Raw genomic sequence first — 15,042 nt, 5'->3', positions numbered from 1 at the left:
ACGTGCGCCTGTTCCTGATTCTGGCATTGAGCGTACTGACGGCGTGTCAGAGCCTCGCACCGCCCCCGCTCGGCGGGCGGATTCGTGATTTGCACAACGGCCAGGCCCTGACGCCCCGGGCGTTGGTCGAGCGTCTGGCAGAAGCGCCGCGGGTGGTGGTGGGGGAGCGGCACGACAATCCTGATCACCACGCGCTGCAACTGTGGCTGCTCCAGGCCTTGGCCGGGCAGCGGGCCCAAGGCAGCCTGTTACTGGAAATGCTCACCCCCTCGCAGCAACCACGGGTTGATTCGGTCCGCCGGTTGCCCGCCTTGCCCAAGGATCTGCCAGGCGCGCTGGCCTGGTCCCCCGGCTGGGACTGGAATCTCTATGGGCCCGTCGTCGAGTTTGCCCTGGCGCAACGCTATCCGTTGCTGGCCGCCAATCTCGACACCGCCGAGATCCAGCGTTTCTATCGACAAGCACCCAGCTTGCAGGGGGCTCGCTCCAATGCCGTCGCGGTGAAGGACGTATTGTTGGGACAGATCCGTGAATCCCACTGTGGTTTGCTGCCAGAGTCGCAAATGCCGCCGATGCTGGCCGTGCAGCAACAACGTGACCGGCGCATGGCCGAACGCCTGCTGCAAGCGCCGACCCCGGCATTGCTGCTCGTCGGCGCCTGGCATGGGCGAAAGGACGTTGGCGTGCCGCTGCATGCGTTGGACCTTGGCGCCAGCGAGGCACCGATCGTCCTGATGCTGGCCGAAGAGGGCAGTGATGTGACCTCGGCCATGGCGGACTACGTGTGGTACACCCCGGCCATGCCACCTCAGGATTATTGTGCGCAGATGCGTGAGTCCAACCCCGCCCGGTAGGAGCTGCCGAAGGCTGCGATCTTTTGATCTTTCGCTTGGGACTCAAGTGTCCGGGGAAAGATCGCAGCCTCGTTGCACTCGACAGCTCCTACATAGCTCCTACATAGCTCCTACATAGCTCCTACATAGCTCCTACATAGCTCCTACATAGCTCCCACGGGGCAATGTGTGAGAGGGAGCGTTTCTTCCAGGCAAAAAAAGACCCGGCAAGAGCCGGGTCAAATAACCGTGATTAGCCTGATGAGGAGATATCTGAGAGTCCGAACCAAGGGCTGTTCAAATATCGACCAGTCTCGCGACCGGATGTGGTAATCATAGCGATTCTCATTACCATGTCAAACATTGTTTTGTGATTCGTTGAAATAACCTTGCGGCCAGGGTTCGCGCTGGGGACGGAAGGGGCGTCAGGCCTTGTGGCGCGTCGAAAGGGCGTCCAACTGTTTATTCAGGGCTTCCTTGCGTTCAGCGGGGATGTCATTCCAATGCACATCCATCAACGCGCCCTCGATGGCGTACAGCAACACCTTGGACGCCCGGAAGCCGCGAGTACGCACGGCGCGATAGGCATCCACTGCCCCGAGCCGGCGTAGATCAGAAGCGCTGTGGATACCCACGGCGTGTAGCCACTGGGCCGATGTCTTGCCCAGATTCTTCAGGTGTTGCAGTTCATCATTCATCGAGCCTCCTTGCGACGGCCGAATGGTGCGGTGGGCAAGCTTCTGAGCAGTGTAGCGGTCAGTAGGAAAAGCGTGATTCTTTGGTGGGATTCAATGCAAAAGCTTCTAATGCATTACGCACGATAAGGGGGAAAAGGGCTGCATTCTCCAGCGCAAGCGGGGGCGCTGGAGGTTTACGGGCATGGTGGGTCTGCGTATTGGCCGACCCGGTATAGCAATGTCAGCGGGTGCGGTAGCGCAGCCGGGTGCCGAAGTTCATCGACATCAGGATTTCGTCCGCAGACAGTTCAGGCGGGAAGTAGGCCCCGGATATCTGTGCATGGGCCAGGCTCGCGCCTTCCAATGACGATTTGCGGAAATCGATGCCGCGTAAATCGGTGGCGCGAAAATACGCATCGGTGAAATCAACGTCGTCCGCGTTCAGTTCCCGCAGATCGAGGCCACGAAAATCGCCGCCGCGCATGTCGACCGGACCTTGTGGGCGTTCACTGTTGAACCCGGCGATATCGTCTTTGCGCAGCAAGGCATAAAGCGGGCTGTTGAGAATCTTGGGATGGCTCATTTCATATCACCTGTTGGTTTTATGATGCCATTATAGTGCCACTATTTGGCGACCGTGAAGCCGGACATCGCTTCACGGTCGAAATAGTGATTTACAGGCGTGGCAGGCGCTGGCGGATCTGCGCGACCACGACGTCGAGCGTGCCGCTTTCGTTGGTTTGGACCCGTTTGCTGCAGAGAATTTCCGCTGGCGTCAGGGCTTCACGGCTGGACTGTTGTGCGGCGATGACTGCCAGATTCGCATCGGAGGGGTCTTGCTGGTCGGCCTGGCGTTGTGCAAGTCGGCTTTCGATGATCGCTTGCGGTGCATTGCAGTCGAGAATCAGGAATGGCGCGCCGGTGGCCTCGGCGACTTTTGCCGCGGCATCGCGCTGATCGTGCTTGAGGTAGGTGGCATCGATCACCACCGGGAAGCCGGCGCGCAGGATCGTCGCGGCGACTTCATGCAGGTGGGCGTAGGTGGCACTGCTGGCATCGCTGCTATAGATGCCGGCCTGTGGGTCGTTAGGCACCTGCTGCTGGCCAAACAAGCGCTTGCGCTCCACGTCCGAACGCAGGCGAATGGCGCCCAGTGCTTCTACCAGGCGCATCGCGACATGACTTTTGCCAACGGCCGAAACACCGTGGGTGATGGCCAGGAAGGGCGAAGGAATGGTGCTATAGCTTTCAGCCAGGTTGGCGTAGTTGCGGTATTGGCGCAGGGTGGTGGCGCGCTGCACCGGATCGGCTTCGGCTGGCATGCTGAACAGTGCGACTTTTGCCCGGACGAGGGCGCGGTAGGCTTTATAGAAGTTCAGCAATTCCAGGCCCTGGTAGTCGCCGGTCAGTTCCAGGTACTGGCTGACGAAACGCCGCGCCAACGATTTGAGGCCGCGATCTTCCAGGTCCATTGCCAGGAAGCCGGTGTCGGCGTAGACGTCGGTGAAACGGAACGGTTCGTTGAATTCGATGCAGTCGAAAATCACCACCTTGCCGTCGATCACGGTGGCGTTGCCCAAGTGGATGTCACCGTGGCATTCGCGGATGAAACCTTCGGCCTTGCGCTGGGTGAGCAGCGGCTTGAGGCGTTCGAAACTGCTTTCGGCCCAGGCTTGCAGCGCTTCGAGTTGCAGCAGGTCGGCCTTGTCGTTGAGGAACGGGCGGATCTGCTCGAAGTTTTGCAGCACCGGCGCCATTACGCTTTGCGGCGTGCCGGCGGCGTTGTCGGCGGGCACCTTGGGCGTGGAGAGGTGGAACTGGGCGATCTGCGCGGCCATCTCGTCGATGTGCGCGGTGGTCAGTTCGCCGTTGGCCTGCAGCGTGCTGAGCAATTGGCTCTGGGGGAATTGACGCATTTTCAGGGCGTACTCGATGGCCGGGCCGTCGCCGCCCAATTGTGGCGCTTCGGTGCTGCCGGTAATCGGCAGGACTTCCAGGTACAGGTCCTGGGTCAGGCGCTGGTTCAGGCGCAACTCTTCGCCACAGAAATGCTTGCGCGCGTCGAGGCTGGTGAAGTCGAGGAAGCCGAAATTGACCGGCTTCTTGAATTTGTAGGCGTAGGGACCGGTGAGCACCACCCAGGAAATGTGGGTTTCGATGACCTGGAACTCTTCGACGGGGTGCGGGTAGAGGGTCGGGTTTTGCAGGGCGGCGATCAGGGATTGGCTCACGGGCGGTCCTTCATAGACTGGAAAATTCAAGGCCGTCATTATGGCCGCAAGCCGCGCTAACGCAAACCGCGTGGGGGGCTCATGTTGAACCGCAGCAAAGTGCGTATAATCCGCCGCCATGACTCGTACCCGATCCCCCCGTACCCCCAAGAAACCACCCGCCAGCCGCCTGCGGCCCTGGCTGGGCTGGGCCCTTAAACTCAGCCTGGTGGGCCTCGTCGTGCTCGCCGGTTTTGCGGTCTATCTCGATGCCGTGGTCCAGGAGAAATTCTCCGGCAAGCGCTGGACGATCCCGGCCAAGGTCTATGCCCGGCCGTTGGAGCTGTTCGTCGGACAAAAGCTGAGCAAGGCTGACTTCCTGACCGAACTCGATGCCTTGGGTTATCGCCGTGAAAGCGTGGCCAATGGTCCGGGTGCGGCCTCGGTCAATGGCAATACCATCGACCTCAACACCCGTGGTTTCCAGTTTTATGAAGGCATGGAACAGGCGCAACCGGTGCGGGTGCGTTTTTCCGGCGATTATGTTGCCGCGCTGACCGGCGCCAACAACGCGAGCCTGTCAGTGGTGCGCCTTGAGCCGCTGTTGATTGGTGGCCTGTACCCCAAGAATCTCGAAGACCGGATCCTGATCAAGATCGACCAGGTGCCACCGTTCCTGCTCGATACGCTGATCGCTGTCGAAGACCGCGACTTCTATCATCACTTCGGCGTCTCGCCCAAGTCGATTGCCCGGGCCGTCTGGGTCAACACCTCCTCGGGCCATATGCGCCAGGGCGGCAGTACGCTGACTCAACAGCTGGTCAAGAACTTCTACCTGACCAACGAGCGCAGCCTGACCCGCAAGCTCACCGAAGCCATGATGGCGCTGTTGCTGGAGCTGCATTACGACAAACAGGAGATTCTGGAGGCGTACCTCAACGAGGTGTTCGTCGGCCAGGACGGCCAGCGCGCGGTGCACGGTTTCGGTCTGGCCAGCCAGTTCTTCTTCAGCCAGCCACTGTCCGAGCTCAAGCTGCATCAGGTGGCCTTGCTGGTGGGCATGGTCAAGGGGCCCTCTTCCTACAATCCACGTCGTAATCCGGAGCGCGCCCTCGAACGGCGCAACCTGGTGCTCGACCTGCTGCAGCAACAAGGTGTGGCAACCGCCGAGCAAGTCGAAGCAGCGAAAAAGATGCCATTGGGCGTGACCAAGCGTGGCAGCCTGGCGGACAGTTCGTTCCCCGGCTTCATGGACCTGGTCAAGCGTCAACTGCGGGAAGACTACCGCGACGAAGACTTGACCGAAGAAGGCCTGCGCATCTTCACCAGTTTCGACCCGATCCTGCAGATGAAAGCCGAAGCCTCAGTCGAGGACACCTTCAAGCGACTGGCAGGGCGCAAGGGCTCCGACGAAGTCGAAGCGGCCATGGTCGTGACCAACCCGGAAACCGGTGAAGTCCAAGCGATGATTGGCAGTCGCCAGGCCAGCTTTGCGGGATTCAACCGGGCATTGGACGCAGTGCGCCCGATCGGCTCGCTGATCAAGCCCGCGGTGTATCTCACCGCGCTGGAAAAACCCAGCCAGTACACGCTGACGAGCTGGCTGTCCGACGAGTCGTTCTCGATCAAGGGCGCGGACGGGCAGGTCTGGACGCCACAAAACTATGATCGTCGCCCCCACGGCACGGTGTTCCTTTACCAGGGGCTGGCGCATTCCTACAACCTGTCGACGGCTCGCCTCGGGCTGGAAGTCGGCGTGCCGAACGTGCTCAAGACCCTGGCGCGCCTGGGCGTAAGCCGCGAATTCCCGGCCTTCCCGTCGATGCTGCTGGGGGCCGGAGGCCTTACGCCGATCGAAGTGGCGGCCATGTACCAGACGCTGGCCAACGGCGGTTTCAATACGCCGATGCGCGGGATCCGCAGCGTGCTGACTGCCGACGGCGAGCCGCTCAAGCGTTATCCGTTCCAGATCCAGCAGCGTTTCGATCCGGCCTCCATTTACCTGGTCCAGAGCGCGATGCAGCGAGTCATGCGTGAAGGCACCGGCAGTTCGGTCTATAACGTGCTGCCCCGGACCCTGACCCTGGCGGGCAAGACCGGTACCAGTAACGACTCGCGTGACAGTTGGTTCGCAGGTTTCAGCCAGGACCTGCTGGCCGTGGTCTGGCTCGGACGTGATGACAACGGCAAGACCCCGTTCACCGGTGCCACCGGCGCGCTGCAGGTCTGGACCAGTTTCATGCGCAAGGCCGACCCGCTGCCGCTGGACATGCCGCAACCGGACAATATCGTCCAGGCCTGGGTCGATTCGCACACGGGCCAAGGCTCCGACGCCAATTGCCCGGGTGCCGTGCAGATGCCGTATATTCGCGGCAGCGAACCGCCACCCGGTGCCGCCTGTGGCAGCACGAATCCCGCCGAATCGGTGATGGATTGGGTCAAGGACTGGATGAATTAAGCAAAGAGGGTTTCAAGTGAACAAGTGGTTGATTCCAGCGGTAACGGCCGTGGCTTTGCTCAGTGGTTGCTCTACCGTACAACGCGGTTCGATTCCGGTCGTTGACTCCGGCACCGCTGTGTCCAACAGCGAGCGGGTCTCGGCCAGCGGCGGCTTCCGGCAAACGACTGTGAAGCGGCCGGTGCAGGGCCAGGCCCAGGCCATTCCGCAAGGCGACACCGGTGTCGTCGTGATGGTGCCCGGTGGTGGCGCGACGACCTCGGCGCCGATCAGCAGCGCGCCGATCACGACGGGTCCGATCACGCCAGGCCCTATCGAAACCTCGCCGATCGATCAGGGCAGCTACAGCATGCCTTCGACGCCGAGCAGCATCCCGTCGGCAGGTGCCGGCGGTTTGTCCGCCGATGAGCAGTTGGACGGCCCGGTGCTGGCCCTGCTGACCACCGCGCAACAGCAACAAGCCGGCGGTGACCTCAACGGTGCGTCTTCCAGCCTGGAGCGCGCCCAGCGTGTGGCGCCGCGCGAACCGCAGGTGCTTTATCGCCTGGCCCAGGTGCGCATGGCTCAAGGCGATGCGCCGCAAGCCGAGCAATTGGCCCGCCGTGGCCTGACATTCGCCAGTGGTCGCCCGGCACTTCAGGCCAGCCTGTGGGAATTGATCGCCCAGGCCCGTGAGAAACAGGGCGATTCGGCTGGCGCGGCGTTGGCCCGCCAGAAGGCTAAGGTTTCGCTCTGATGGATACGCGTTTTCCCCAAATCGCCGATCAGCTGCTGTTGATCGAGCGTGAGCTGCGGGTCCAGGGCTGGTGGAGCGAGGTTTCACCTTCGGCGCAGGCGCTGGCCAGTGTCGAACCGTTCGCGGTCGACACCCTGGATTTCGAACAGTGGCTGCAATGGATTTTCCTGCCGAGGATGAAAGCTATCCTGGAAAACGACCTGCCGCTGCCCAACGCCTCGGGCATCCTTGCCATGGCCGAGATGGTCTATGCCCAGCGGCCAGGGCAGGGCGCCGAGTTGCAGCGGCTGCTGGCGCAGTTCGATCAGTTGATCAGCGACGTCGGCTGACCGGCGTTACTGACAGTTCTCCTCGATCTGTTGGCGGGTCTCATCGATCCGCTGGCGTCGTTCTTCGTCCGTGAGGCGGCGCATTTCCCCCTCCACGTCTTCGCGTACCCTGGGGTTGTTCTGCAATTGCGCGAGGTTGGTCCGGGCCTGTTCGCAGAACGCCTTGAGCTGGGCTTCCTGCTCGGCAACCTGTTTCTTGACCTGTTGGTCGATGGCCTTTTGGTCGCCAATGACCCCGCCTGAAGCGGCGGCCGGTGGTTTGGGCGCTGGCGCCGCGGACTTGCCCACGGTCGTCGCTTCTACGCCCTGGGGCGGCTGGGCGCCGAAGTGGGTCACGCCCTGGGGGTCCACCCATTTATAGATCGGGCCGGCCATGCTCATCGGGCTCAGGCCCACCAGCAGGCTGGCCGTCAATAACATCATTCGCATGCTGTTTCCTTGTCTTGGATTGCGCAATTGAAGCTAACACAGTTGCCGTTTAAGGGTTTTTTCTTGCGTTCTCATGCGCTTACTTCGAATAAAGCACATAGACGACTTGACTTGAAGGAGGCGAAACAGAAGAATCCAAAGTCCGCTGTAGAGGGACTGCCAGAAGCAGACCCACTCGGCAGATCATGAGGCGCACATCCGCGCCGACCTGTTACACCCGCAACGCGTTACCTCGCGCTGGGTGGGAAAGGCCCGCAACACTTGGGACGATCCCAATACTTGCTCAGTCAGTGCTGACGTAGTCGGCGACCACCGTCGCTCATGCTCTGCCGAGAAGTAAACCTATTAAGACCCGTCCCCTTTTGTGGGTCGGTATTCTGGCGTTTTAGAGGTGAACAACGTGGAGCTTTTATCTGGCGGTGAGATGCTCGTCCGCTTTTTGCGTGACGAAGGCGTCAAATATATCTACGGGTACCCCGGTGGTGCTCTTCTTCATGTCTACGATGCCCTGTTCAAAGAACCGGAAGTGACCCACATCCTGGTTCGTCACGAGCAGGCGGCCACTCATATGGCTGATGGTTATGCCCGTGCTACCGGCAAGGCCGGCGTGGTCCTGGTGACGTCCGGACCAGGCGCCACGAACGCCATCACCGGTATCGCCACCGCGTACATGGACTCCATCCCGATGGTGATCATTTCCGGCCAGGTGCCCAGCACCATGGTGGGCACCGACGCGTTCCAGGAAACCGACATGATCGGTATCTCCCGGCCGATCGTGAAGCACAGCTTCATGATCAAGCACGCGTCGGAAATCCCGGAAGTCATGAAGAAAGCCTTCTACCTGGCCGAATCCGGTCGTCCGGGCCCGGTTGTGGTCGATGTCCCGAAAGACATGACCAACCCGGCCGAGAAGTTCGAATACATCTTCCCGAAAAAAGCCAAGCTGCGTTCCTACAGCCCGGCGGTCCGTGGCCACTCCGGGCAAATCCGCAAGGCGGCCGAGATGCTGCTGGCGGCCAAGCGCCCGGTGCTGTACTCCGGTGGTGGCGTGATCCTCGGCGGTGGCTCCGCGCCGCTGACCGAGTTGGCGAAAATGCTCAACCTGCCGGTTACCAATACGCTGATGGGCCTGGGTGCGTTCCCGGGTTCAGACCGTCAGTTCATTGGTATGCTCGGCATGCACGGTAGCTACACCGCCAACCTGGCGATGCACCACGCCGATGTGATCCTGGCGGTCGGCGCGCGATTCGATGACCGTGTGATCAACGGCGCGGCGAAGTTCTGTCCGAACGCCAAGATCATCCACATCGACATCGACCCGGCGTCCATCTCCAAGACCATCAAGGCAGACGTGCCGATTGTCGGTCCGGTAGAGAGCGTGCTGACCGAAATGGTCGCCATTCTCAAGGAAATCGGCGAGGTTCCGAACAAGGAGTCCGTGGCCAGCTGGTGGAAGCAGGTCGATGAATGGCGCGGCGATCGCGGCCTGTTCCCTTATGACAAGGGCGACGGCAGCGTGATCAAGCCGCAGACCGTGATCGAAACCCTGTGCGAAGTGACCAAGGGCGATGCCTTTGTGACCTCCGACGTGGGCCAGCACCAGATGTTCGCTGCGCAGTACTACAAGTTCGACAAACCCAACCGCTGGATCAACTCCGGCGGCCTGGGCACCATGGGCTTCGGTTTCCCGGCGGCCATGGGCATCAAGTTGAGCTTCCCGGAAGTGGACGTCGCCTGCGTCACGGGCGAGGGCAGCATCCAGATGAACATCCAGGAACTGTCCACCTGCCTGCAATACGGTTTGCCGGTGAAGATCGTGATCCTGAACAACGGCGTGTTGGGGATGGTTCGCCAGTGGCAGGACATGAGCTACGGCAGCCGTCACTCGCACTCGTACATGGAATCGCTGCCTGACTTCGTCAAGCTGGCGGAGGCCTACGGTCACGTTGGCGTGCGCATCACCGAATCGAAGGATTTGAAGTCGAAGATGGAGGAAGCGTTCGCCATGAAGGATCGCCTGGTGGTGATCGATATTGCGGTCGACACCAGCGAGCACGTCTACCCGATGCAGATCAAAGACGGCTCCATGCGCGATATGTGGCTGAGCAAGACGGAGCGTACCTAATCATGCGACACATTATTTCCTTGCTTCTGGAAAACGAACCGGGTGCGCTGTCTCGTGTTGTAGGCCTGTTCTCGCAGCGCAACTACAACATTGAAAGCCTGACCGTGGCGCCAACCGAAGACCCGACCCTGTCGCGCCTGACGCTGACCACCGTGGGGCACGATGAAGTCATCGAGCAGATCACCAAGAACCTGAACAAGCTGATCGAGGTGGTCAAGCTGGTGGACCTGTCGGAAAGCGCTCACATCGAGCGTGAACTGATGCTGGTCAAGGTCAAGGCCACCGGCGCCCAACGTGCCGAGATCAAACGTACTACCGATATTTATCGTGGGCAGATCGTCGATGTCAGCGCCAGCGTCTATACCGTTCAGTTGACCGGTACCAGCGACAAGCTCGACAGCTTCATTCAATCGATCGGCACTGCCTCGATTCTGGAAACCGTACGCAGTGGCGTCACCGGGATTGCCCGTGGCGACAAAGTACTGAGCATCTAAACCAAATTAGCGAATGGCCTGAACGGCCGGATATAGGGGAAATTCATGAAAGTTTTCTACGATAAAGACTGCGACCTGTCGATCATCCAGGGCAAGAAAGTCGCCATCATCGGCTACGGTTCCCAGGGTCACGCCCAGGCGTGCAACCTGAAAGATTCCGGCGTTGACGTGACTGTCGGCCTGCGTAAAGGCTCGGCCACCGTTGCCAAGGCCGAGGCCCACGGCCTGAAAGTGACCGACGTGGCTTCGGCTGTTGCAGCAGCCGACCTGGTCATGATCCTGACTCCGGACGAGTTCCAGTCGGCGTTGTACAAGAACGAAATCGAGCCGAACATCAAGAAAGGCGCCACCCTGGCCTTCTCCCACGGCTTCGCGATCCACTACAACCAGGTCGTGCCACGTGCCGACCTCGATGTAATCATGATCGCGCCGAAGGCACCGGGTCACACCGTGCGTTCCGAGTTCGTGAAAGGCGGCGGTATCCCTGACCTGATCGCGATCTACCAGGATGCGTCCGGCAACGCCAAGAACGTGGCCCTGTCCTACGCTGCCGGTGTTGGCGGCGGTCGTACCGGCATCATCGAAACCACCTTCAAGGATGAGACCGAAACCGACCTGTTCGGCGAGCAAGCCGTTCTGTGTGGCGGTACTGTCGAGCTGGTCAAGGCCGGTTTCGAAACCCTGGTTGAAGCCGGCTATGCGCCAGAAATGGCCTACTTCGAGTGCCTGCACGAACTGAAGCTGATCGTTGACCTCATGTACGAAGGCGGTATCGCCAACATGAACTACTCGATCTCCAACAATGCCGAATACGGCGAGTACGTGACCGGTCCGGAAGTCATCAACGCCGAATCCCGCCAGGCCATGCGCAACGCCCTGAAACGTATTCAGGACGGTGAGTACGCCAAGATGTTCATCAGCGAAGGCGCTACCGGCTATCCTTCGATGACCGCCAAGCGTCGCAACAACGCCGCCCACGGTATCGAAATCATCGGCGAGCAACTGCGTTCGATGATGCCGTGGATCGGTGCCAACAAGATCGTCGACAAAGCCAAGAACTGAGTCGCGAGCTTGATCGAAAAACGCGGCCTTGGCCGCGTTTTTTCGTTTGGGCGATGGCTTCTGGTATAAAGCTGCATCGTTTGCGGCCGAACCGTCGTCCCAGACATCTGTCGAATTTTTTCACACCGTTGCAAGGTATTGTCCATGAGCGAACGTCCCGACGAGCCAAACCAGGCTCCTGACGCCGAAAGCCTGTTGCCCATCGATGAGCACATCGAAGAAGGCCATGACGCTGAAGGCCGTAAGGTCCGGCATCGTGGCATCTATCTGCTGCCGAATCTGTTCACCACCGCGAACCTGTTCGCCGGTTTCTATTCCATCATCAGTTCCATGAGTGCCCAGGCCGCCTTGAGCGCTGGCGATAGCGCAGGGGCGAGTCGTTACTTCGCGTTCGCCGCCATTGCAATCTTCGTCGCCATGGTGCTCGATGGCCTGGACGGCCGCGTCGCGCGCATGACCAATACCCAGAGCGCGTTCGGCGCCGAATACGATTCGCTGTCCGATATGGTCGCTTTTGGCGTGGCTCCCGCCTTGCTGGCGTTCGGTTGGGCGCTGGGGGACATGGGCAAGGTCGGCTGGATGGTCGCCTTCATCTATGTGGCGGGCGCGGCGTTGCGCCTGGCGCGTTTCAACACCCAGGTCGGCAAGGCTGACAAGCGTTACTTCATCGGCCTGGCCAGCCCGGCCGCGGCGGGTGTCGTGGCCGGTGTGGTCTGGGCATTCAGCGACTACGGCATCCAGGGTTCAAAAATGTCGTTCCTCGTGGCGCTGCTGGTTGCCGCAGCCGGGATGCTGATGGTCAGCAACATCAAGTACAACAGCTTCAAGGAGCTGGATCTGAAGGGGCGCGTGCCGTTCGTTGCGATTCTGGCGGTCGTGCTGGTATTTGCCGTGGTGTTCAGTGATCCGCCACGTATCCTGCTGCTGGTATTCCTCGCCTACGCGGCTTCCGGCCCGGTGCAATACTTGTTGCGTCTTCGCCGACGCTAAACGTTGCCTTAATGTAATTTCCCCCATACTCCGCAGTCTATTGGTGCACCTGCCCTCCAATACTGCGGAGTTGTCATGCTGATCAAGATCCCCAAGTCGTCCGGCTGCCGTGAATCGGACGTCACGCCAGAGTCCCTCTATCTCTCCCGTCGTCAAATGCTCGGTGCAACCGTGGCGGGTCTCGCCGTGAGCAGCTTGCCGCAATGGGCCAGCGCGGCCGACGCAGCGCGTTATGCCGATGTCGAACCGGGCAAAGCGCCGTCCTGGTTTGCCGAGAAACTGCCTTCCGTCCAATGGGAGGCGGTCACGGTGAAGAATGAACCGATCACACCGTTCAAGGACGCGACCCATTACAACAACTTCTACGAGTTCGGTACGGATAAGGGCGATCCGGCAGCCAATGCCGGTTCCTTGAAGACCGAACCCTGGAGCGTGGTGGTGGACGGGGAGGTGGGCAAGCCGGGGCGCTACGGGTTGGAAGACTTCATGAAGCCTTATCAACTGGAGGAGCGGATTTATCGACTGCGCTGTGTCGAGGCCTGGTCAATGGTCATCCCATGGATCGGCTTCCCCATTTCCGCATTGCTCAAGCAAGTCGAGCCGACCTCCAAGGCCAAGTACATCCGCTTCGAAACCCTGCAGGATCCCAAGGTCATGCCGGGGCAGCGTTCCGGTTTCGCCCTGATCGACTGGCCGTATGTCGAAGGCTTGAGATTGGACGAGGCGATGAACCCGTTGGCCATCCTGGCGGTTGGAATGTACGGGCGGGAGTTGCCGAACCAGAACGGCGCACCGTTACGGTTGGTGGTTCCGTGGAAGTACGGGTTTAAAAGTGTGAAGTCCATCGTGCGCATCAGCCTGGTGAGCGAACAGCCGAAGACAACCTGGCAGAGCATTGCATCTGACGAGTACGGCTTTTATGCCAACGTCAATCCAATGGTCGATCACCCGCGCTGGACTCAGGCGCGTGAACGTCGTTTGCCAAGTGGACTGTTCAGTCCCAATGTTCGCGATACGCTGATGTTCAACGGCTATCAGGATGAAGTCGCTTCTTTATATGCAGGGATGGACCTGAGGAAGGACTACTGATGCGTTTTTCAGCCTGGCGAATTAGTGTCTTCATCGCGGCGGCGGTCTGGCCGTTATTGTGGCTTTACGAGGCCTTGATGAATTCGCTGGGTCCTGACCCGGGCAAAGTGCTGGTGGATCGGCTCGGGTTGGGGACGCTGATCCTGTTGTTGATCACCCTGAGCATGACGCCTTTGCAGAAATTGACGGGGTGGGCGGGGTGGATTGCGGTCAGGCGCCAGTTGGGATTGTGGTGCTTTGCTTATGTGGTGCTGCATATGAGCGGTTATGCGGCGTTCATTCTTGGGTTCGACTGGTCGCAGTTGGGCGTGGAGCTGAGCAAGCGGCCTTACATTATTGTCGGGGCGCTTGGGTTTCTTGGTTTACTGGTGTTGGCAGTTACTTCCAATCGCTACAGCCAGCGGCGGCTTGGCGTGCGCTGGAAGAAACTGCATCGTCTGGTGTATCTGATCCTGGGGCTTGGATTGCTGCATATGCTATGGATCGTGCGAGCGGATCTGAAGGAGTGGTCGATATACGCCTTTATAGGTGCCGTACTGCTGGTGTTGAGGGTGCCGTCGATTACGCGCCGGATCCCGCGTTTGCTGGGCAGGAAAGTCACTTCTGCAACAAAAGCGTAATTAGGGGTTGACGGCAGATTCTGGAAGTCTATAATTCGCCCCACTTCCGGCGCAGTCGAAACGGAAAACTCCTTGAGATTCAATGAGTTAAGTAGGTTTCGAAGGGGTTGGGCTTCGGTTCATCGAAGCTTGGAAGGAGCAGGTAGAGCGGTGTTGTTTGGCTCTATCGGCGGTTCGATCATCTCGGTCGAAAGCGGTGAAAAAGAGGTGTTGACAGCAGCGAGTAACGCTGTAGAATTCGCCTCCCGCTAACGAGAGATCGGAAGCGCAAGTGGTTGAAGTTGCAAAGGAAACTTTGAAAACTTCTTAAAATAACCGCTTGACAGATACACGGGGCGCTGTAGAATGCGCGCCTCGGTTGAGACGAAAGACTCAGCCAACCGCTCTTTAACAACTGAATCAAGCAATTCGTGTGGGTGCTTGTGGAGTCAGACTGCTAGTCAACAGATTATCAGCATCACAAGTTACTCCGCGAGAAATCAAAGATGTAACCAACGATTGCTGAGCCAAGTTTAGGGTTTTCTCAAAACCCAAAGATGTTTGAACTGAAGAGTTTGATCATGGCTCAGATTGAACGCTGGCGGCAGGCCTAACACATGCAAGTCGAGCGGTAGAGAGGTGCTTGCACCTCTTGAGAGCGGCGGACGGGTGAGTAATGCCTAGGAATCTGCCTGGTAGTGGGGGATAACGCTCGGAAACGGACGCTAATACCGCATACGTCCTACGGGAGAAAGCAGGGGACCTTCGGGCCTTGCGCTATCAGATGAGCCTAGGTCGGATTAGCTAGTTGGTGGGGTAATGGCTCACCAAGGCGACGATCCGTAACTGGTCTGAGAGGATGATCAGTCACACTGGAACTGAGACACGGTCCAGACTCCTACGGGAGGCAGCAGTGGGGAATATTGGACAATGGGCGAAAGCCTGATCCAGCCATGCCGCGTGTGTGAAGAAGGTCTTCGGATTGTAAAGCACTTTAAGTTGGGAGGAAGG

At 59.6% G+C, this 15,042-nt stretch carries 14 protein-coding genes and 1 rRNA gene; 11 read left to right on the top strand and 4 right to left on the bottom strand.

Annotation, left to right across the window (positions count from 1 at the left end):
• Positions 1-2: 2 nt before the first annotated feature.
• Positions 3-854 (top strand): ChaN family lipoprotein, encoded by an 852-nt coding sequence (locus AD659_RS22655; protein WP_053125276.1) that lies wholly within the window; start codon positions 3-5, stop codon positions 852-854.
• A 404-nt stretch (positions 855-1,258) separates the two neighbouring features.
• Here AD659_RS22655 and AD659_RS22650 read toward each other — a convergent pair whose 3' ends face one another.
• From AD659_RS22650 to AD659_RS22640, 3 genes are all read right to left on the bottom strand, one after another.
• Positions 1,259-1,531 carry a TfoX/Sxy family protein gene (locus AD659_RS22650; RefSeq protein ID WP_053125275.1) on the bottom strand — a complete coding sequence of 91 codons (273 nt, stop codon included), beginning with the start codon at positions 1,529-1,531 and terminating at the stop codon, positions 1,259-1,261.
• Positions 1,532-1,751: 220 nt separating this feature from the next.
• A complete protein-coding gene (locus tag AD659_RS22645; RefSeq protein WP_053125274.1) occupies positions 1,752-2,093 on the bottom strand; it encodes a pentapeptide repeat-containing protein in 342 nt (113 codons plus the stop codon).
• Positions 2,094-2,184: 91 nt separating this feature from the next.
• Positions 2,185-3,741 (bottom strand): bifunctional aminoglycoside phosphotransferase/ATP-binding protein, encoded by a 1,557-nt coding sequence (locus AD659_RS22640; protein WP_053125273.1) that lies wholly within the window; start codon positions 3,739-3,741, stop codon positions 2,185-2,187.
• Positions 3,742-3,859: 118 nt separating this feature from the next.
• Between AD659_RS22640 and mrcB the strand changes: the two genes are divergently transcribed.
• Genes mrcB through AD659_RS22625 form a run of 3 tightly spaced genes read left to right on the top strand, consistent with a single transcriptional unit; the run spans position 3,860 to position 7,243 of the window.
• Positions 3,860-6,178, top strand: coding sequence for a penicillin-binding protein 1B (mrcB, locus tag AD659_RS22635; protein WP_053125272.1), 2,319 nt, complete (start codon positions 3,860-3,862; stop codon positions 6,176-6,178).
• A 16-nt stretch (positions 6,179-6,194) separates the two neighbouring features.
• Positions 6,195-6,914: a tetratricopeptide repeat protein gene (locus tag AD659_RS22630; RefSeq protein WP_053125270.1), complete on the top strand. Its 720-nt coding sequence runs from the start codon at positions 6,195-6,197 to the stop codon at positions 6,912-6,914.
• Positions 6,914-7,243 carry a YqcC family protein gene (locus AD659_RS22625; RefSeq protein WP_053125268.1) on the top strand — a complete coding sequence of 110 codons (330 nt, stop codon included), beginning with the start codon at positions 6,914-6,916 and terminating at the stop codon, positions 7,241-7,243. Before AD659_RS22630 ends, AD659_RS22625 begins: the two co-directional genes overlap by 1 nt.
• 6 nt (positions 7,244-7,249) lie before the next feature.
• On the opposite strand, the gene AD659_RS22620 is transcribed toward AD659_RS22625, so the two are convergent.
• Positions 7,250-7,672 carry a DUF4124 domain-containing protein gene (locus AD659_RS22620; RefSeq protein ID WP_053125266.1) on the bottom strand — a complete coding sequence of 141 codons (423 nt, stop codon included), beginning with the start codon at positions 7,670-7,672 and terminating at the stop codon, positions 7,250-7,252.
• Between the two features lie 400 nt (positions 7,673-8,072).
• Between AD659_RS22620 and AD659_RS22615 the strand changes: the two genes are divergently transcribed.
• The 7 genes from AD659_RS22615 to AD659_RS22585 all read left to right on the top strand — a co-directional run.
• Positions 8,073-9,797: an acetolactate synthase 3 large subunit gene (locus tag AD659_RS22615; protein WP_053125418.1), complete on the top strand. Its 1,725-nt coding sequence runs from the start codon at positions 8,073-8,075 to the stop codon at positions 9,795-9,797.
• A gap of 2 nt (positions 9,798-9,799) precedes the next feature.
• Complete coding sequence (gene ilvN / locus AD659_RS22610) at positions 9,800-10,291, top strand: acetolactate synthase small subunit (protein WP_003176102.1); 492 nt, start codon at positions 9,800-9,802, stop codon at positions 10,289-10,291.
• A 45-nt stretch (positions 10,292-10,336) separates the two neighbouring features.
• A complete protein-coding gene (gene ilvC, locus AD659_RS22605; RefSeq protein WP_003185459.1) occupies positions 10,337-11,353 on the top strand; it encodes a ketol-acid reductoisomerase in 1,017 nt (338 codons plus the stop codon).
• 144 nt (positions 11,354-11,497) lie between these two features.
• Positions 11,498-12,343, top strand: a complete 846-nt coding sequence (pssA, locus tag AD659_RS22600) for a CDP-diacylglycerol--serine O-phosphatidyltransferase (RefSeq protein WP_053125264.1) — start codon at positions 11,498-11,500, stop codon at positions 12,341-12,343.
• 75 nt (positions 12,344-12,418) lie between these two features.
• Positions 12,419-13,432: a protein-methionine-sulfoxide reductase catalytic subunit MsrP gene (msrP, locus tag AD659_RS22595; protein WP_053125262.1), complete on the top strand. Its 1,014-nt coding sequence runs from the start codon at positions 12,419-12,421 to the stop codon at positions 13,430-13,432.
• Positions 13,432-14,052 (top strand): protein-methionine-sulfoxide reductase heme-binding subunit MsrQ, encoded by a 621-nt coding sequence (gene msrQ, locus AD659_RS22590; RefSeq protein WP_053125260.1) that lies wholly within the window; start codon positions 13,432-13,434, stop codon positions 14,050-14,052. The genes msrP and msrQ overlap by 1 nt, the downstream gene beginning before the upstream one ends.
• A gap of 542 nt (positions 14,053-14,594) precedes the next feature.
• Positions 14,595-15,042, top strand: a 16S ribosomal RNA gene (locus AD659_RS22585); the annotation flags it as partial.

It is taken from the genome of Pseudomonas thivervalensis (assembly GCF_001269655.1).
Classification (GTDB): Bacteria; Pseudomonadota; Gammaproteobacteria; order Pseudomonadales; family Pseudomonadaceae; genus Aquipseudomonas; species Aquipseudomonas thivervalensis.
This window is presented reverse-complemented; position numbering and strand designations above follow the sequence as displayed.

Bases quoted from the DNA above. Each gene is read 5' to 3' on its own strand.
- AD659_RS22650 (WP_053125275.1), bottom strand. From the start codon at position 1,531: ATGAATGATGAACTGCAACACCTGAAGAATCTGGGCAAGACATCGGCC.
- AD659_RS22645 (WP_053125274.1), bottom strand. From the start codon at position 2,093: ATGAGCCATCCCAAGATTCTCAACAGCCCGCTTTATGCCTTGCTGCGC.
- mrcB (WP_053125272.1), top strand. From the start codon at position 3,860: ATGACTCGTACCCGATCCCCCCGTACCCCCAAGAAACCACCCGCCAGC.
- AD659_RS22625 (WP_053125268.1), top strand. From the start codon at position 6,914: ATGGATACGCGTTTTCCCCAAATCGCCGATCAGCTGCTGTTGATCGAG.
- AD659_RS22620 (WP_053125266.1), bottom strand. From the start codon at position 7,672: ATGCGAATGATGTTATTGACGGCCAGCCTGCTGGTGGGCCTGAGCCCG.
- ilvN (WP_003176102.1), top strand. From the start codon at position 9,800: ATGCGACACATTATTTCCTTGCTTCTGGAAAACGAACCGGGTGCGCTG.
- ilvC (WP_003185459.1), top strand. From the start codon at position 10,337: ATGAAAGTTTTCTACGATAAAGACTGCGACCTGTCGATCATCCAGGGC.
- pssA (WP_053125264.1), top strand. From the start codon at position 11,498: ATGAGCGAACGTCCCGACGAGCCAAACCAGGCTCCTGACGCCGAAAGC.
- msrP (WP_053125262.1), top strand. From the start codon at position 12,419: ATGCTGATCAAGATCCCCAAGTCGTCCGGCTGCCGTGAATCGGACGTC.
- msrQ (WP_053125260.1), top strand. From the start codon at position 13,432: ATGCGTTTTTCAGCCTGGCGAATTAGTGTCTTCATCGCGGCGGCGGTC.